Below are 17160 nucleotides of genomic sequence, written 5' to 3'. Positions count from 1 at the left end.
CAACCCGTTTTAACCCTCACTATCAGCTAGTGATTTCACCCTTTTAATTATTCGTCATGTTCAAACTCAACTTCAGAATAGCACTTAGAAATCTATGGAGAAATAAAACAGCTTCTTTGATCAATATAAGTGGACTGGCTATAGGTTTAGCTGCCTGCCTTTTATTGCTCCTCTATGTATCTTATGAGTGGAGCTATGATAAGCGGGGTAAAAATGCAACCCATATTTATCAGGTGCTGACGAATTTTAAGGGTAAAAATGGGCAGATTGAGAGTACTGGCTGGAATACGGGTAATGTCATCGGACCTGTTTTAAAACAGGATTATCCGGCAGTGAAAGCCGCAACGCGGTACAGCTGGGATGCACCGACCCTGATTGCCAGTGGACAGAATAGTTTTAAAAAGAAATCCAGGTTTGCAGATGCCGGTTTCCTGGAGATATTCGACTTGAATTTTATCGCTGGAGATAAAGAAAAGGCTTTGAGTGCACCAAATCAGGTTGTCCTGACGGAAACAATGGCTAAGCTGCTTTTTGGGACGACCGATGTACTCAATAAGTCTGTGAAATATGAGAATAAAATAGACCTTAAGATTACGGGAGTGATACAGGACCTGCCGGAAAATACCTCGGCAAATTTCGATTTTCTGATGCCCTGGTCACTTTATGAAACGCAGTACGACTGGGTGAAAGTCCCGCAATGGTCCAATTACAACTGGACAACGGTCGTAAAACTCGATCCTGCAACTGATATTGATGCGTTTAATAAAAGCATCAGTAATCTGGTTAAAAAGAATACGGACCAATATGCTGCCAATGCCACGCCCTTCCTGTTTCCTTATAAAGATCTCCATCTGTATGGAAATTTTATCAATGGAAGCAGTAATGGCGGCAGAATTGAACAGGTCCGTTTGTTTATGGGATTAGCCATTGGTATCCTCCTTATCGCCTGTATCAATTTTATGAATATGGCTACAGCCAGATCTGAGAAAAGAGCGAAAGAGGTAGGCATTAAAAAGACCATCGGTGCTACCCGTGGTAGCCTGGTGAGTCAGTTTCTGATGGAATCGCTGGTATTGACCAGCTGTAGTGCCATAATGGCCATTGCATTAATTGAACTTTGTCTCCCTTTATTTAATAACCTCCTTGGTATACAGCTCGGAATTGCCTATGCCAACACTTATATGTGGTTAAGCCTTTTTGCTGTGGTACTGCTCACCGGTTTAATTGCCGGAAGCTATCCTGCTTTTTATTTGTCTTCCTTTAATCCTGTACAGGTACTTAAAAAGAAAAACCTTAAACGCGGCATACAGGCTATTGGACTTAGACAGATATTGGTGGTTGGTCAGTTCAGCTTTGCCCTGATTTTAATCATCGCTACTACCGTTATTTATCAGCAGATCCAATTTATAAGGGACAGGCCGGTAGGGTATGAGATCAATGAACTGGTAGAGATGCCTCAGGATGGGGAGCTGATGGCAAAATTTGAGCTGTTCAAAACCAGGTTGCTGGCCTCGGGAGCCGTGACTTCCCTGTATGAATCTTCACGGACACTTTCCAGTGATGGGTCGAATTTCTGGGGTCTGGAATGGCCGGGAATGGAAGAAGCCGGTAAGCTAATGGTGTTCAATCAGCTGGCGACTACGTATGATTTTATTCAAACCTCTGGTGTAAAACTTATTGAAGGACGTGACTTCTCTAAAAAGTTCGCATCCGACAGTGTGGCGGTGATGCTGAGTGAGCGGGCAGTGCAAATCATGGGACTAAAGAATCCGGTTGGACAAACGGTTGTTTACCATGGAACGAAAAGTATGGTGGTGGGTGTTTTTAAAGACTTTATCTGGGGATCACCCTTTCAAAGTGACCGGCCAATGCTCGTTGCTTTTAACCCTGGCTGGAATGGTTTGGTGACTATGCGCCTGAACAAAACAAGACCTGCATCAGAAAACATGGCCACGATTGAGCGCATTGCCAAAGAAATTAATCCGGCATACCCTGCGGAACTGAGCTATGTGGATCAGTTGTATGCGGAGAAATTGAAATCACAGAAAGTCCTGGGCATTTTATCTAACCTTTTCGGGGGACTGGCCATATTCATCTCCTGTTTGGGTTTATTTGGTTTAGCGGCCTATAGCGCAGAGCAGAGAACAAAGGAAATCGGGGTGCGCAAGGTGCTGGGAGCTTCGGTGGCCAGTTTAATGCAACTGCTTTCTCTCAGCTTCCTGAAAATGGTTGTTGTGGCCATTTTTATAGCTATACCTGCGGCGCAATACCTGATGAACAGCTGGTTGAAGGGATTTGAATTTCATATCAACATCAGCTGGATGGTTATTTTGCTCGCCTCAATTGGAACAGTAGCCATTGCCTTCTTTACCGTGAGTTTTCAGGCGTATAAAGCTGCAAGGGCAAATCCGGTAGATGCCCTCAAATATGAATAGTCTGCTCAATAGCAACCGGCAGGCAGAAAAAAATGACCAAAAGTGCATATGTCAATGTGCATAAAAACTATCATAAAAGAATTTTTTAATCAGATGTACAATGTTTAAACTGAACTTAAAAATAGCACTAAGGAACCTTTGGAAACATAAAGGCTTTACTTTAATCAATGTTGGCGGATTGGCCATTGGCCTTGCCAGTTGTATGATGTTGTTGTTATACATCTCTTATGAATGGAGCTTTGATAAACAGCTAGAAAATTATAAAGAAACCTATCTTGTTTATAATAATCAATCCGCAGACAATAATATCTTCACATTTGATTCTACTCCAGGAGAGATGGCACCGGTTGTGAAAGTAGAAATTCCTGGTATACAATATGTATCGAGATATTCCTATCCCAATCAACAACTGATCTCTTATGAAAGGAATAGCTTTAAAAAATCGGCAACTTATGCCGATGTTGATTTCCTCAAAATCTTCAATTATAAAGTTATTAAAGGAAACAGGGCTAGCTTTTTGCAAAATCCCAATTCAATTATTCTCACAGAAAGCCTTGCCAGAGCACTTTTTGGAAATGAAAACCCACTAAATAAATCCTTAAAACTGGATAATTCTGTGTTATTGAAAGTTGAGGGGGTGATTGCAGACATACCGGTCAATAGCAGCATCTGGTTTGAGTATGTTCTGCCTTGGGCATTATATGAAAAGCTTAACCCCTGGACAAAGGAATCCGGCTGGGGAGATAATTACTGTCTTACGGTAATTCAATTACAGGACAATAGTTTTTTTAAGAATGCGAACTTTCTGTTACAGGGGATGATTAAAAAACATGAAAAATACTCCAATAGTGAAGCTTTCATGCATCCACTATCAAAAAATCATTTGTATAATAATTTCAGTAATGGAAAGTCTGTCGGTGGTCGCATCCAGCAGTTGCAGATCTTCTTTTTATTAGCTGTCTGTATTCTTCTGATCGCCTGTGTGAATTTCATGAACCTGTCTACCGCCAGATCAGAAAAACGCGCCAAGGAAGTTGGCGTGCGTAAAGCAATAGGGTCATCAAAAAACAATCTGGTGGTTCAGTTTATGATGGAATCTGTATTGCTTGCGCTGATCAGTATGTTGGTTGCATTTATACTGCTGGAAGTTATGCTGCCTTATTTCAATGGTTTAATAAGGCTTAGCCTGACAATTAATTATCAGGAATGGACATTCTGGGCTATGTTTTTGGGACTTTCACTGATGACTGGCCTTGTTGCCGGAAGTTACCCTGCATTTTATCTGTCCTCGTTTGATCCCATTAAAGTATTAAAAGGTTTTACCAATAGTGGAAAGTCAACTTTGTCTGTACGGCGATTACTGGTTGTCTTTCAGTTTGTATTTGCTACCTGTGTAATGATATGTACCATTGTAATTTATCAGCAGCTAAGTTTTATCAAAAACAAACCTGTAGGGTATAATAAAAACAACCTGATTGAAATACCGGTGCAGGGCGAACTCCGAAAGGCGGAGAAATTTCAGTTATTGAAAGATCAATTGATGAAAAGTGGGGTTGTGACCTCGGCAAGCACCCTGTCTACCTCCATTACTAGTGGTGGAAATAATGGGTATGGGGTAGAATGGGAAGGAAAAAACCCCAATGCCACTATATTAGTGAATTTCCGGTTAACAGGTTATGATTTGGTAAAGACAACAGCCATGAAACTGCTATCAGGGCGTGATTTTGAAAGAGGTCGACAGGATTCTGCCAATGTGGTCATCAATGAGGCATTGGCTAAAATGACCGGATTGAAGCAAGCCCTGGGGGCTAAACTGGTATGGAATGAAAAACCGGTTACCGTGATTGGTATTGTGAAAGATTATGCGGTTGAGTCGCCATACAGACCAGCAACGCCAACAATTATAGGGTATTCACCTGCAGATGCGCAGAAGATCCTGTTACGGGTGGCAGGTAACCAAAATCTGAGTATGGCAGTGAAAGTTATCAATGAGCAGGTATTGTCTATAAATCCTGATTATCCTGTCGATCTCAATTTTGTTGATGATAATTTTGAAAGGAAGTACCACAATGAGAAGTTGCTGGGGACTTTATCAAATTGGTTTGGTGGTTTCGCTATCTTTATTTCTTCTATTGGACTTTTAGGGCTTGCCTTATATATGGCAGAACAGCGAAAAAAAGAGATCAGTATCCGCAAGGTATTGGGAGCAGATTCAATGAGTATTCTTCTGTTGTTAAATAAAGACTTTATCCGACTTGTATTGATTGCCAATGTGATAGCATTTCCTATTGGATATATACTAATTAATAAATGGCTGTCTAATTTTGATTTCAGAATTGACATTTCACCGGTTCCTTTTGTCATTGCCTCCATATTGTCTATTCTGATTGCCATTTTAACAGTGAGTGTACAATCTTTCAAGGTGGCGAAAGCGAATCCGGTGGATGCATTAAAATACGAATAGTTCATTTTAATAGGGGTCAAAAAAAGATCAATATGTTCAGGTTAAACTTTAAAATTGCGCTGAGGAGTCTCTGGAAAAACAAATTATTTACATTCATCAATGTGGGAGGACTGGCAATTGGCCTGTCCAGTTGCATGGTTTTGCTGTTATATGTTGCCTATGAATGGAATTATGATAAACAATCAAAAAATTATAAGAACACCTATATCGTTTTTACTACGGTTAATTCGAGTACAGGTTTAAGCAGCCATAGCTGGTCTCCGGGGGTACTTGCACCTGAATTGAAAAGTAAAATTTCTGACCTTGCCCTTGCTTCTCATTCCAGTTATCCTTCCATAGGATTAATCAGTTATGGGGATAACATGGTGAAAAAGCGGAAAGTGTATGCCGATCCGGAGTTTCTTAAAATACAGGATTACAAATTTCTCAAGGGTAATCCGGAAAAAGCATTAAAGGGTGTGAACGTGGTGATCCTGACAGAAACAATGGCCAGAAACCTGTTTGGTGATGAAGATCCTATCAACAAAATGGTTAAACTGGAAAATAAAGAGATGTTAAAGGTTGAAGCAGTGATAGCAGATATTCCTAAAAACAGTAGCATCGTATTCGATTACCTGTTGCCATGGAGCTTATGGTTAAAACTTGACCCGGAATTAAAAGAGATAGGCTGGGGTGGAAACTTTTGTCTGACAATGGTACAGCTTCAAAATCAGGAGAGTTTTAAAAGGGCTAATCAAGAAGTTTACCACATACATCGCTATCAGCACCAGCGTAAGATTGAAGGATTCTTCCTTTATCCTATAGAAAAATGGAACCTGTATAGTGAATTTGAGAATGGAAAACCGGTAGGTGGAAAAATTGATCAGGTACGGATATTTCTTATGCTTGCCTTTTGTATCCTCCTGATCGCCTGTGTCAATTTTATGAACCTTTCTACCGCAAAATCGGAGAAGAGGGCGAAGGAAGTTGGAGTCAGAAAAGCAATCGGTTCTTCCCGTAATTCACTGATTGCACAATTTATGCTGGAGTCTGTATTGCTGTCTGTTCTGGGGATGCTGGCCGCTTTTGTTCTCATAGAACTGAGTCTGCCTTATATCAATGGTGTTTTAAGAACCGAATTGACTATTGATTATAGGGACTGGAAATTCTGGGGTGTATTTACAGGACTTACCTTGGTAACTGGTGTATTTGCAGGAAGTTATCCGGCATTTTACCTGTCTTCTTTCCAGCCTGTACAGGTGTTGAAAGGAACCAGGGCGACTACGCAATCTTCAGTTTCTTTCCGGCAGATATTGGTCGTATCTCAGTTTGTATTTGCAGCATGCCTGATTGTCTGTACAATAGTGATCTATCAGCAATTACAATTTGTAAAAAATAAACCGATAGGATATAGCAAAAATAACCTGGTTGAACTGGAGGTACAGGGACCACAAATTGGCGATAAACAAAAATTGGAATTATGGAAAGCACAGTTACTGAAATCGGGTGCGGTAACGGATGTTACTTTTTTCAGCAGGAGCATAACCCTCGATGGAGGCAATACTTTTGGTGTAGAGTGGCCCGGAAAAAAGGTCGGTGAGGAAACAACCTTTAATTTCCGCAGTGCGGGGTATGACTTTGTCAGAACCATTGGTACGGTTATGCTGAGTGGCAGAGAGTTCATCCCTCAGAAAACAGATACAGCCAATGTAATTGTGAATGAAGCTGCAGTGAAAGCGATGGGCTTAAAAACAACATTGGGGGCTACCATTACCTTTTGGGACAAGCCGGTTACGGTTATTGGGATCATGAAAGATTTTGTGATGGAATCTCCCTATGAAAAGGTTATTCCTATGATCGTTTATTATCATACAGCTGATTTCGGGACGCTGGTTGCACGATTAAATAACGGACAAAATAGGAGTACCTCTGTACAGCAAATTAAAGAAATCACTGAGAGCCTCAATCCTGGTTTCCCGGTAGAGGTGAAATTCGTGGATGACAGTTTTGAAAAGAAATTCCAGGATGAAAAACTGGTCGGTACGATATCGAGGTGGTTCGGTGGATTTGCCATTTTTATTTCCTGTCTGGGATTACTGGGGCTGGCCTTGTATATGGCTGAACAGCGTAAAAAAGAAATCAGTATCCGTAAAGTGCTGGGGGCAAGTAATGTGAATATTGTCAGTTTATTGAACAGGGATTTTATCAAGCTGGTGGGGATTGCCAATGTGATCGCATTTCCTATAGCCTATATCCTGATCAGCAAATGGCTTGCTGCTTTCAGTTTCAGGGTGCCGGTAACGGCATTGCCTTTTCTCATCTCTTTCTGTTTATCCATTCTCATTGCCATCATTACGGTAAGTGTGCAATCTTTTAAAGTCGCGAAAGCCAATCCTGTCGATGCACTGAAGTATGAATAGAAATTGATACCTGATATATGCTGCCTGTAGATAAATAATAGAGATAGATTAATTTTTTCCATTGAATAAAGATGTTTAAACTGAACCTGAAAATCGCATTGCGTAACTTATGGAAGAATAGCACCTATGCATTGATCAGCATAGCCGGTCTCGCTGTTGCGCTGACTATTTTTATTCTGGCGGCTTTATATGCCAATGATCAGCGCCGTTATGATAGCTGGAGTGCCGACTATCAAAAGATATACCGGGTAAATTATAGGGGAAATGGAGAAGATGTAGCGCTGAGCCCTGGCAATATGGCTACCTATAGCAATGAAAAAATCGCTGCGGTAGCTGCTGCTACACGGATACAGGATTACTGGTGGGGTGATCTGTTGGTAAAGACAAAAGCTAAAAGCCTTTACCTGGATAATATCCTGCTGGTGGACAGTAATTTCTTTAAGGTCTTTGCTTATCCTGCATTGTATGGAAATCTTGATAAAGCCATGATGGCACCCAAATCTCTCGTGATGAGTAAAGAAACAAGTGAGATCCTTTTCGGTAAAGGCGTTAATCCGGTTGGGGAAACAATTATGCTCGACAATAAGGAAGGGTATATCATTGATGCTGTCGTAGATGAGGCAAGATACCCTTCTCATTTTAAATTTAAGATGATCCGCAGGTTCAAAAATAGTGCATCTGATGATTATTACAGCAATAACTATTATACCTATGTGAGGCTTCATTCCTCTCCTGCTGATATCAATCAAACGGAACAGTTGTTTAATACTACCCGCAAAGAAGTGATGAAGGCTGAATTAAGAAAGCTTCCTATTGATGAACAGGCGGGGCTGGCTGGAGTCATCGAAAGTGACCGGCTGTACCTGCAGTCAGTTGCGGATATTCATCTCACCAAATCCAATGTGGAGTATGAGTTTCCAGGAAATGGCATCGGAACCTATATGTACATGATGCTGGTGGTAGCCGTTCTGGTGATTGTTATTGCTGCCGTGAATTTCAGCAATTTATCGGTTACCATGGCCAGCCGGAGAGCGAAAGAAACGGGGGTAAGAAAAGTATTGGGTGCCCAGAAAATGCAGATTGGTATCCAGTTTATTGTAGAAACTGCCATGCAGTGTCTGCTGAGTTTTGTGCTGGCTTTGGTAGCAGTTGAATTATTGCTGCCGGTTTTTAACCACATGGCAGGCAGCTCTATTGTTCTTGAAGAATGGAAAGATTATCAGCAGGTTCTGGCTCAGGTGCTTCTGGTCCTGTTGGTGCTTACTTTTCTTGTAGGACTTTATCCTGCGCTGATGATTAGCAACATTATTCCTGCAAAGGTGCTTAAAGGGAATTTTGGAACCAGCAACAGTGGGGCTTTATTAAGGAATGTATTGATTGTTGTCCAGTTTTCCATTGCGGTATTGTTTGTTTCCGGAATATGGATCATCAACAGTCAGCTGAATTATATGCAGCGTAAAGACCTGGGGTATAAACCGGAGCAGGTATTGGCCATCAGTATGATGCAGGATGTGAGCGATGCGCACTTTCATCAGATAAAAAATACCCTTAAAGGCATTCAGGGTGTCAACACCATTTCACGTGCGGATCACCTGCCTGGTGAAGATTTAGGGGGGAATTCTTACCGTATAAATGGCAAGTCATACAATACAGGTTTTATTACTGTAGATGTCGACTATTTTTCTACTTTAGGAATGAAACTGCTGGAAGGCAGGGAGTACAGTTCAGCCCATGTGGCAGATACCGTAAATTCAATTATCATTACCGAAACAGCAGCACGCAGTTTTAATCTGGTCAATCCGATAGGTAAAATCATCCATAGGAACACCGATTTCAGGGTAATAGGCCTGGTGAAAGATTTTAACCATTATAGTCCTGAAAAGGCCATCCAACCATTGGTCTTCCAATATATGCAGGGGAATGCATTACGGTATGTACTGGTCAATATAGGCACTGGAAATTCTGCGGAAACGCTGGCAAAGATTGAAGAAGCCTGGCAAAAGCTGGAACCACAGTTCCCCATGAAATACACTTTCCTCGATCAGACATTTGCTGCCATGCTTCATCAGCAGCAACAGCTCCGCAGTATTATCGGTTTGCTTTCTGTGGTGACTGTGGTGCTTGCTTTAATGGGCCTGTTTGCAATTGCTGCATTTAACACCCAGCGAAGGCGTAAGGAAATAGGTATCAGGAAAGTACTCGGTGCTTCTTTACTGGATATCCTTAAGTTGCTGAACAAGCAGTTTGTGGTCCTGGTGTTGGTTGCCAATCTGATTGCCTGGCCAATTGCTTACCTGGTCTTGAGTAAATGGCTTGATGCGTTTGCTTTCAGAATAGCGCTTTCTGTTTTACCCTTTATCCTTTCAGGTTGTTTCACGCTGCTGCTCACCATAACCATAGTGAGTCTGCAGTCTTATAAATCAGCGAATGCCAATCCTGTGGATACTTTAAAATATGAATAAATACAGCCTGAATATGGCAAATGACTGCATGGATGCTGAATACCACAAAGAACCGATAAATGTTTCCCAACCTGATGACCGATAAACGTTATGTTTAAATTAAACCTCAAAATCGCTTTAAGAAACCTTTGGAAAAACAAAGGTTATACGTTGATTAATATCGCTGGACTTTCTATCGGAATGGCCAGCTGTATTCTTATTTTTATATTTGTACGGTACCAGTTCAGTTTCGACCAGCAGTTCGAAAACAAGGATAGGATTTACAGGGGGGTAACGGACTGGAAATACAGCAATGGCAGCGTTGATGGCAGTCAGGGTGTTCCAATACCATTTGCTGAGGAAATGCGTACAGAATTTCCTCAGTTTGAGAAAGTAGCAGCCATTCAATCCGGCAGGGGAGTCATAGGGGTAAAAGATGCCGAAGGTAAAATCAGATTCAAAGAAGAAAGTAGTATTTATTATACACAAGCTGATTTTTTTGATATTTTCAGTTTTACCTGGCTTTCAGGCAAACCACATGAGGCACTGGCAGAACCGAATACGGTTGCACTGTCAAAGGAAAAAGCGGCCTTATATTTTGGGGACTGGCAGAAAGCCCTCGGTAAAACTATCGTATTCAAGAAGAATGTTCTTTTAAAAGTTACCGGAATATTTGATGATCAGGCGGCGAATACAAGTCTCCCGCTAAAAATTGTGGTCAGCTATCCAACATTTGCACGCAGAAATCTTAAATCCTGGTCCTGGGTATCTTCCAGTTCAGAATGTTACCTGCTCTTAAAAGAAGGCATAAATATTCACGATCTTGATGCCGCACTTGTCAGATTTCACCAAAAGGTGTATAAAAAGAGTAGTACTGGCGATGGAAATCATCATTCTTTTCAACCCTTGAAGGATATCCATAACAATAGTACTTATGGGAACTTTGCAGGCAAAACAATGGCAAAAAAGGAACTGTATGGGTTAATTGTCATCGGCGCTTTTCTATTGCTGACAGCCTGCATCAATTTTATCAATCTGGCAACTGCACAAGCCGTAAACCGTTCAAAGGAGGTTGGCGTTCGTAAAGTTTTAGGAAGCGACCGCAGGCAGCTGGTCATGCAGTTTCTGGGGGAGACGATCACCATTACGGTTATAGCCGTTTTAATTGCCTGTGTACTTACAGAAATGGCATTGCCTTATCTGAAGGAACTTTTCAATGAAGAGATCTCCTTTAGTCTGCTGAAACATCCCGTTATTTTTCTTTTCCTGCTTGTGCTGGTAATTCTGGTCAGCTTCCTGGCAGGTTTTTACCCGGCCCTGATCATGTCTGGTTTTAGTCCCGCACTCGCCATCAAAAACAAAGTAACAGTAAACAGTGGAGGTATGGGACTACGTCAGGTTCTGGTTGTCGTTCAGTTTGCCATCACGATTATATTGATCATCTCCACATTGATTGTGTTGAAGCAGATGAACTACCTGCGTCAGAAACCTTTGGGATTTAATCCGGATGCTGTAGCTTTAGTGAGTGTACCTGATGACAGCCTGAGTAAGAGCAGATATGACAATTTCAAAACCCGTTTGCTCAGTCTGCCTGGGGTAATGAATGTAAGTTATTTTGATACTCCGCCCTCCTCTCAGAATGTTTCTGAGACTAATTTTTATCTGAATGGAAAAGAAGTGACGGATTTTCAAGTACGGACCATGAGTGCTGATATGCATTATTTTGAAACTTTCGGACTGGAGTTGGTGGCCGGTAAACCCTTACCCAAAAGCGATACGACCAATGCATATATTGTGAATGAAACGTTTTTAAAGAAGGTAAATATTTCAGCTCCTGAGGAAGCATTAGGGAAGCTGCTAAAAATCAATAATGCCACGGCGCGAATTGTAGGGGTAGCGAAAGATTTCAATGATAAATCTCTACATGAAGAGATTACACCGATAGCCATTTCGTCTGACAAAGCTTCCTATTACAACATGGCAGTGAAAATGGAAAGCAAGCGGATGCTGGAAGTGATGAAAGAAGTAAAGAAGTTATGGGATGTCAGTTTCCCGGATGATGTATACAGTAGCAATTTTATAAACGATGACCTGAATGAATACTATGATACCGAACGGGTAATGGGTATTTTGTTCCGTGTGTTTTCCGGAGTGATTATCTTTATTTCGTTTATTGGTTTATTCGGATTGATATCTTTTGTCGCCTCTCAGCGTACCAGGGAGGTAGCGATTAGGAAAGTACTGGGGGCAAGTAACTTTGAACTGGTGAAAATGTTAAATGGTTCCTTTCTGCTGATGGTGTTTTTTGCCAATGTAGTCGCCTGGCCTTTGGCTTACTTTTTTGTCAGGGGTTGGTTGAATGGGTTTGCTTACAGGATAGAACTCAGTATCTGGCCATTTGTTGTTGCGATGTTTATTTCTATGGTAACCACTTTGGTTACCGTGAGTCTGCGTTCTTACAGGGCGGCGCGGACCAACCCTATTGATGCTTTGAAATACGAATAGTTGTCCGTTTAGGAATGATATGGTGGAACATAAGAACTATTAATAAAAATATAAAATGATAAAACTACAGAATATAGAAAAATACTACGCCAACAAGGGGCTTAAAAGTTATATCCTCAGACATGTGAGTGCGACCATCAATCAGGGTGAATTTGTTTCCATTATGGGGCCTTCAGGTGCCGGGAAATCAACTTTGCTGAACATATTAGGGATGCTCGAGGAACCTACATATGGTACTTATGAATTTATGGGGGAGAATGTGACATCCCTGAATGAGCGCAAGCGTATAGAACTTTACCGTAACCACATCGGCTTTGTCTTCCAAGCTTATCATCTGATAGACGAAATGACCGTGGCAGAGAATATTGAAGCACCCTTATTGTATAAAAAGATAGCAGGAGCAGAGCGTAAAAGCCGCGTGGCCGATGTATTGGACCGTTTCAATATGGTGGCGAAAAAGGACCTTTTTCCAAATCAGCTTTCCGGTGGACAACAGCAGCTGGTGGGTATTGCACGCGCATTGGTGGCACAACCATCCATTATTCTTGCCGATGAGCCAACGGGGAACTTACAGTCGGCACAGGCACTGCAAATCATGGATTTATTCAAAAAGCTGAATGAAGAAGAGCATATTACCATCATACAGGTTACACATTCTGAAGTGAATGCGGCTTATGGCAAAAGGGTATTGCACCTGCTGGATGGTGTAATCAAAGAGGACCTGCAGGTTGTGCTTTAAGGATAAAGATGATCAATAGTTTGAAATGCAGCTGTTTAAGTGTTTGTTCGATTTAAATAGCTGCAGGTGTTATTCAGGCTGCATGTGATCAATTATCTTTACAGGATGATACGTCAGTTTACCGATCAGCTGGCCCGAGTGGTTAGCCTTAATTATCCCCCAAAAAGAATTGTGTCTTTGGTGCCATCCCAGACAGAGCTGCTGTTTGAGCTTGGTTTAAATGAACAAGTTGTGGGGATTACAAAGTTTTGTATCCATCCAGCGGCACAGTTTCAGAAAAAAACAAAGGTAGGTGGGACGAAGAAGCTGAATATTGAACTGATCAGAAGCCTGCAGCCTGATTTGATTATTGGTAACAGGGAGGAGAATACCAGGGAAGATATAGAATTGTTAGCGGCTGAATTTCCGGTTTGGATGAGTGAGGTGGATACGCTTGAAGCTGCCATGGATACCATTACCCAGATTGGCGAACTGGTTGACCGTGAACCTGAAGCGGCTTACCTGAATTTTCTGATTAAAGCCGGTTTTACGGATCTGCAAACACTGGCTCTGGAGCAGGGCATAGATAAAAAAGTCGCTTACCTGATCTGGAAGAATCCGTATATGCTGGCCGGAAGAGATACTTTTATCAATGATATCCTGGTTAAAAACGGATTAACCAATAGCATTGTAGAAAGCCGTTATCCGGAGATGGACCTGGAGGAACTGAAAGTCTTGAATCCTGAACTTATTTTACTTTCTTCAGAACCTTATCCGTTTCGTGAAAAACATGTAGAGGAATTAAAAATGGCAATTCCAAAGGCAAAAGTGATGCTTGTGGATGGAGAAATGTTCTCCTGGTATGGAAGTAGATTGGTTAAAGCAGTACAATATCTCTTCCAGTTGCAAAAAGAATTAAAATAAAATAGCTTAGAATGAATGGTTTAGAGCTTTTAGCTGAAAATAAATGCTTCGGGTTTTTGAAAACTAATAACAATCCCTATATTTGCAATCCCAAACAACAACAATAGCTGCGGATGTGGCGTAATTGGTAGCCGCACCAGACTTAGGATCTGGCGCTTCACGGCGTGGGGGTTCGAGTCCCTTCATCCGCACTTGTAAAAGCAGTCTTCACCGACTGCTTTTTTTTTACCCAAATTTTTTTAGATCTGGCCACCTAGGTGGTCTCTAGGTTACTCGACAACTGATCGGAACGTGTTCGGGTAGCTTGCCAGTATACCCCCACTTTCCTGCCAGCTGCTTCCCAGTAAGATCGTAGGAAAACTGGGACTCAAGTGGGACTCAAGTGGGACTCAAGTGGGACTGTACTGGGACTTTGCCCGAGTAGTGTACGGCTACGTTCCGAATCATGTCTTATCCTATTATAGCTATACAATGTTTATAATTAATTGTAAAATAGTTATACAGCTAAAATTGATTTTCCTAAATGACTTATACAAGTTGTCTTATCTTATTATAATTATACGCTGGGTGTTGTATAGGTATACACTGTACCTTATCCTTTTTACGTGCATGCTGCCCTACAAAATAACTCATCCAAAAGTCATAAAAGTAATTCCTACTACCTGTAAACCTAAATCCGTATATATTTGTGTAATTGATTACGTAATTATATTTGTACATGGAGTTTTATAATAAAGTGGGTAAAATGGCTTTAGGAAGCAGGTTAAGGAGATTAAGTGAGTCACTCACCGACCAGGCAAGTGAGGTATATTCTCTTTATGATATCACCTTACAACCAAAATGGTTTCCTGTATTTTATTCCCTGGCAGAGGGGCAGGATAAATCAATTACTCAGATTGCGCAGGAAATAGGGCATTCCCATCCTTCAGTTAGCACGATTGTTAAGGAAATGATCAGTCAGGGCTTTGCTGAAGAAAGGCCTGATCTTAATGACGGACGTAAAACCTGTGTTGGGCTTACAGAAAAGGCTAAAGTGATCAATGAGCGAATACAGGCGCAATATGCAGATGTGAACGCTGCAATTGAACAGGCCATAAGTGAATCTCAGTATAACCTTTGGAAAGCTATTGAAGAATGGGAATACCTGCTTGAACAGAAAAGTTTATTTAAAAGGGTAGAGGATCAAAAAAAGTTGCGGGAAAGCACTGCCGTTGAAATTATCAGTTATCGGCCTGAGCATAAAACAGTATTTAAGCAATTGAATGAAGAATGGATTACTACCTGGTTTAAGATGGAAGATTCAGATCACAAATCGTTGGATCACCCTCAGGAATATATCCTGGACAAAGGTGGCTTTATTTTTATTGCCATGTATAATGCTGAACCCTTAGGAACCTGCGCCTTAATTAAAATGGACAACCATACGTTTGAACTGGCAAAGATGGCGGTGTCACCTAAAGCAAAAGGAAAGGGAATTGGGGGGCTTCTTGGAAATGCAGTAATTGAAAAGGCGAAAGAAATGGGGGCCAACAGGCTCTATCTGGAAAGCAATACGATGCTGAAACCGGCCATCAACCTGTATAACAAATTGGGCTTTAAAAAGATTACCGGCCCGCCTTCACCTTATGAGCGTGCCAACATCCAGATGGAATTAAAGCTCTAAGTGATCAGGATCATTTTATGCCTGCATTTTAAATTGATGTAATGCCATTGTTAACTGACGTATCAAAATAGAACCTGCCTATTGTGTCAGGTAATTCATGAATACCCGCACATTTTGACATTTAACTATGTCAATTTCAATAAAATTAATACTTTTGGCACCTCTCTTGATGAGGGCAGCAGGAAAAGGATATACCTTTTCAAAGACATTTTAACAAATTGATTCAGAAAGATGAATATTACACAGGAAAAAATTAACGACTTAAACGCGGTTGTAAAAATTAAAATTTCGCCTGAAGATTATACTGGAAAGGTCGACAAAACTATAAAAGAACAAGCTAAAAAATCTACTGTTCCAGGTTTCCGTAAAGGGATGGTACCTGCTTCACATATCAAAAGAACGCACGGTAAAGCTATATTAGTAGAGGAAATCAACAACCTGTTGAGCGAGTCGCTGAATAAATACCTCACAGATAATAAAGTGGAAATCCTTGGTCAGCCTTTACCCATGCTGAATGATGCCAAAGATTTCAAATGGGATGGTACAGATGAATTTGAATTTGATTATGAATTAGGTCTTGCCCCGGAAGTTGATGTGAACATCGGTGCAAAAGACAAATTCATTCAATATAACCTTAAAGCTGACGAAGAAACTTTAGCCGCACGTATCAAAAACATCCGTCGCAGCTATGGCAAAATGACAAATCCTGAAGTTTCGGCAGGTGATGATGTTCTTTATGCCGAATTAGCACAACTTTCACCTGATGGTTCAGTTTTTGAAGGAGGAATTGTAAGTACAGGTTCTATCCGCCTTGATTTAGTGAAAGATGAAGAAATTCTGAAATCATTAACAGGGGTTAAAAAGGATGATGTATTTGAATTGGATGTTCAGAAAGCTTTTGAGAACAATGAAGCCGTTATTGCTAAATTGTTGAACATTGGTGAAGAAGAAGCAAAAGATTTAAAATCTAAATTCCAGGTGACCGTTAAAAATGTAAACCGTCTGGAAGAATCAGATTTGAACCAAGAGTTCTTTGATAAAATATTTGGTGAGGGTGTAGTTACAGATGAAGCTGGCTTTACCGCAAAAATCACAGAAGAAATTGAAGGGATGTTCAAGCAGGATGCGGACCGCAAATTGCAGAATGATATGTATACCCAGCTTACTGAAGGAATAAACATTGAACTTCCTGATGAGTTTCTGCGCAAGTGGTTAAAAGCTACAAACGAAAAATTAACTGATGCTGAACTGAATGAAGGTTATGATGATTTCGCTAAAAACCTGAAATGGACTTTAATCGAAAACAAAATCATTAAAGACAACCAGATCGAGATCAAATACCAGGATGTTTTCGAAACAGCTAAACAACGTTTGGATGCACAGTTCAGAATGTACAGTCCTGCACCAATGCCGGAAGACCAGCTGGCACAATACACCACTACTTTCTTACAGGAGAAAGACAATGGTAACCGCATCTTTGAAGAAGTAAAAGCGATTAAAGTGTTTGAATATATCCAGTCGGTTGCCACACTTGACCAACAGGATTTAGCCTACAATAAGTTCATTGAAATGAAATAAGCTTTTTTTGAACAGTGCGTTCAATAACTATAT

9 protein-coding genes and 1 tRNA gene are annotated in these 17160 nt (G+C 40.9%); all 10 read left to right on the top strand.

Features of this window, described 5'->3' with window-relative positions; translation table 11 throughout:
- Positions 1-56: 56 nt before the first annotated feature.
- The 10 genes from ACSBL2_RS19970 (at position 57) to tig (ending at position 17127) form a co-directional block, all read left to right on the top strand.
- Positions 57-2435, top strand: a complete 2379-nt coding sequence (locus ACSBL2_RS19970; protein ID WP_442588318.1) for an ABC transporter permease — start codon at positions 57-59, stop codon at positions 2433-2435.
- A 100-nt stretch (positions 2436-2535) separates the two neighbouring features.
- Complete coding sequence (locus ACSBL2_RS19965; RefSeq protein ID WP_442588317.1) at positions 2536-4899, top strand: ABC transporter permease; 2364 nt, start codon at positions 2536-2538, stop codon at positions 4897-4899.
- Between the two features lie 32 nt (positions 4900-4931).
- Positions 4932-7298: an ABC transporter permease gene (locus ACSBL2_RS19960; protein WP_442588316.1), complete on the top strand. Its 2367-nt coding sequence runs from the start codon at positions 4932-4934 to the stop codon at positions 7296-7298.
- Positions 7299-7369: 71 nt separating this feature from the next.
- Positions 7370-9760, top strand: coding sequence for an ABC transporter permease (locus ACSBL2_RS19955; RefSeq protein WP_442588315.1), 2391 nt, complete (start codon positions 7370-7372; stop codon positions 9758-9760).
- 90 nt (positions 9761-9850) lie between these two features.
- The gene (locus tag ACSBL2_RS19950) at positions 9851-12244 is read left to right on the top strand and encodes an ABC transporter permease (protein ID WP_442588314.1); all 2394 of its coding nucleotides are present in this window, start codon (positions 9851-9853) and stop codon (positions 12242-12244) included.
- Positions 12245-12299: 55 nt separating this feature from the next.
- A complete protein-coding gene (locus ACSBL2_RS19945; protein WP_442588313.1) occupies positions 12300-12983 on the top strand; it encodes an ABC transporter ATP-binding protein in 684 nt (227 codons plus the stop codon).
- Between the two features lie 105 nt (positions 12984-13088).
- Positions 13089-13886 (top strand): ABC transporter substrate-binding protein, encoded by a 798-nt coding sequence (locus tag ACSBL2_RS19940; protein WP_442588312.1) that lies wholly within the window; start codon positions 13089-13091, stop codon positions 13884-13886.
- 109 nt (positions 13887-13995) lie between these two features.
- Positions 13996-14077, top strand: a tRNA-Leu gene (locus ACSBL2_RS19935).
- Between the two features lie 527 nt (positions 14078-14604).
- Positions 14605-15549, top strand: a complete 945-nt coding sequence (locus ACSBL2_RS19930) for a bifunctional helix-turn-helix transcriptional regulator/GNAT family N-acetyltransferase (RefSeq protein WP_442588311.1) — start codon at positions 14605-14607, stop codon at positions 15547-15549.
- 231 nt (positions 15550-15780) lie between these two features.
- Complete coding sequence (gene tig / locus ACSBL2_RS19925) at positions 15781-17127, top strand: trigger factor (protein WP_442588310.1); 1347 nt, start codon at positions 15781-15783, stop codon at positions 17125-17127.
- The last annotated feature ends 33 nt before the right edge of the window (positions 17128-17160 follow it).

Source organism: Pedobacter sp. AW31-3R (genome assembly GCF_052180285.1).
Lineage (GTDB): Bacteria > Bacteroidota > Bacteroidia > Sphingobacteriales > Sphingobacteriaceae > Pedobacter.
The sequence above is the reverse complement of the archived record's forward strand: the minus strand, read 5'-3'. Positions and strand labels throughout refer to the sequence as shown.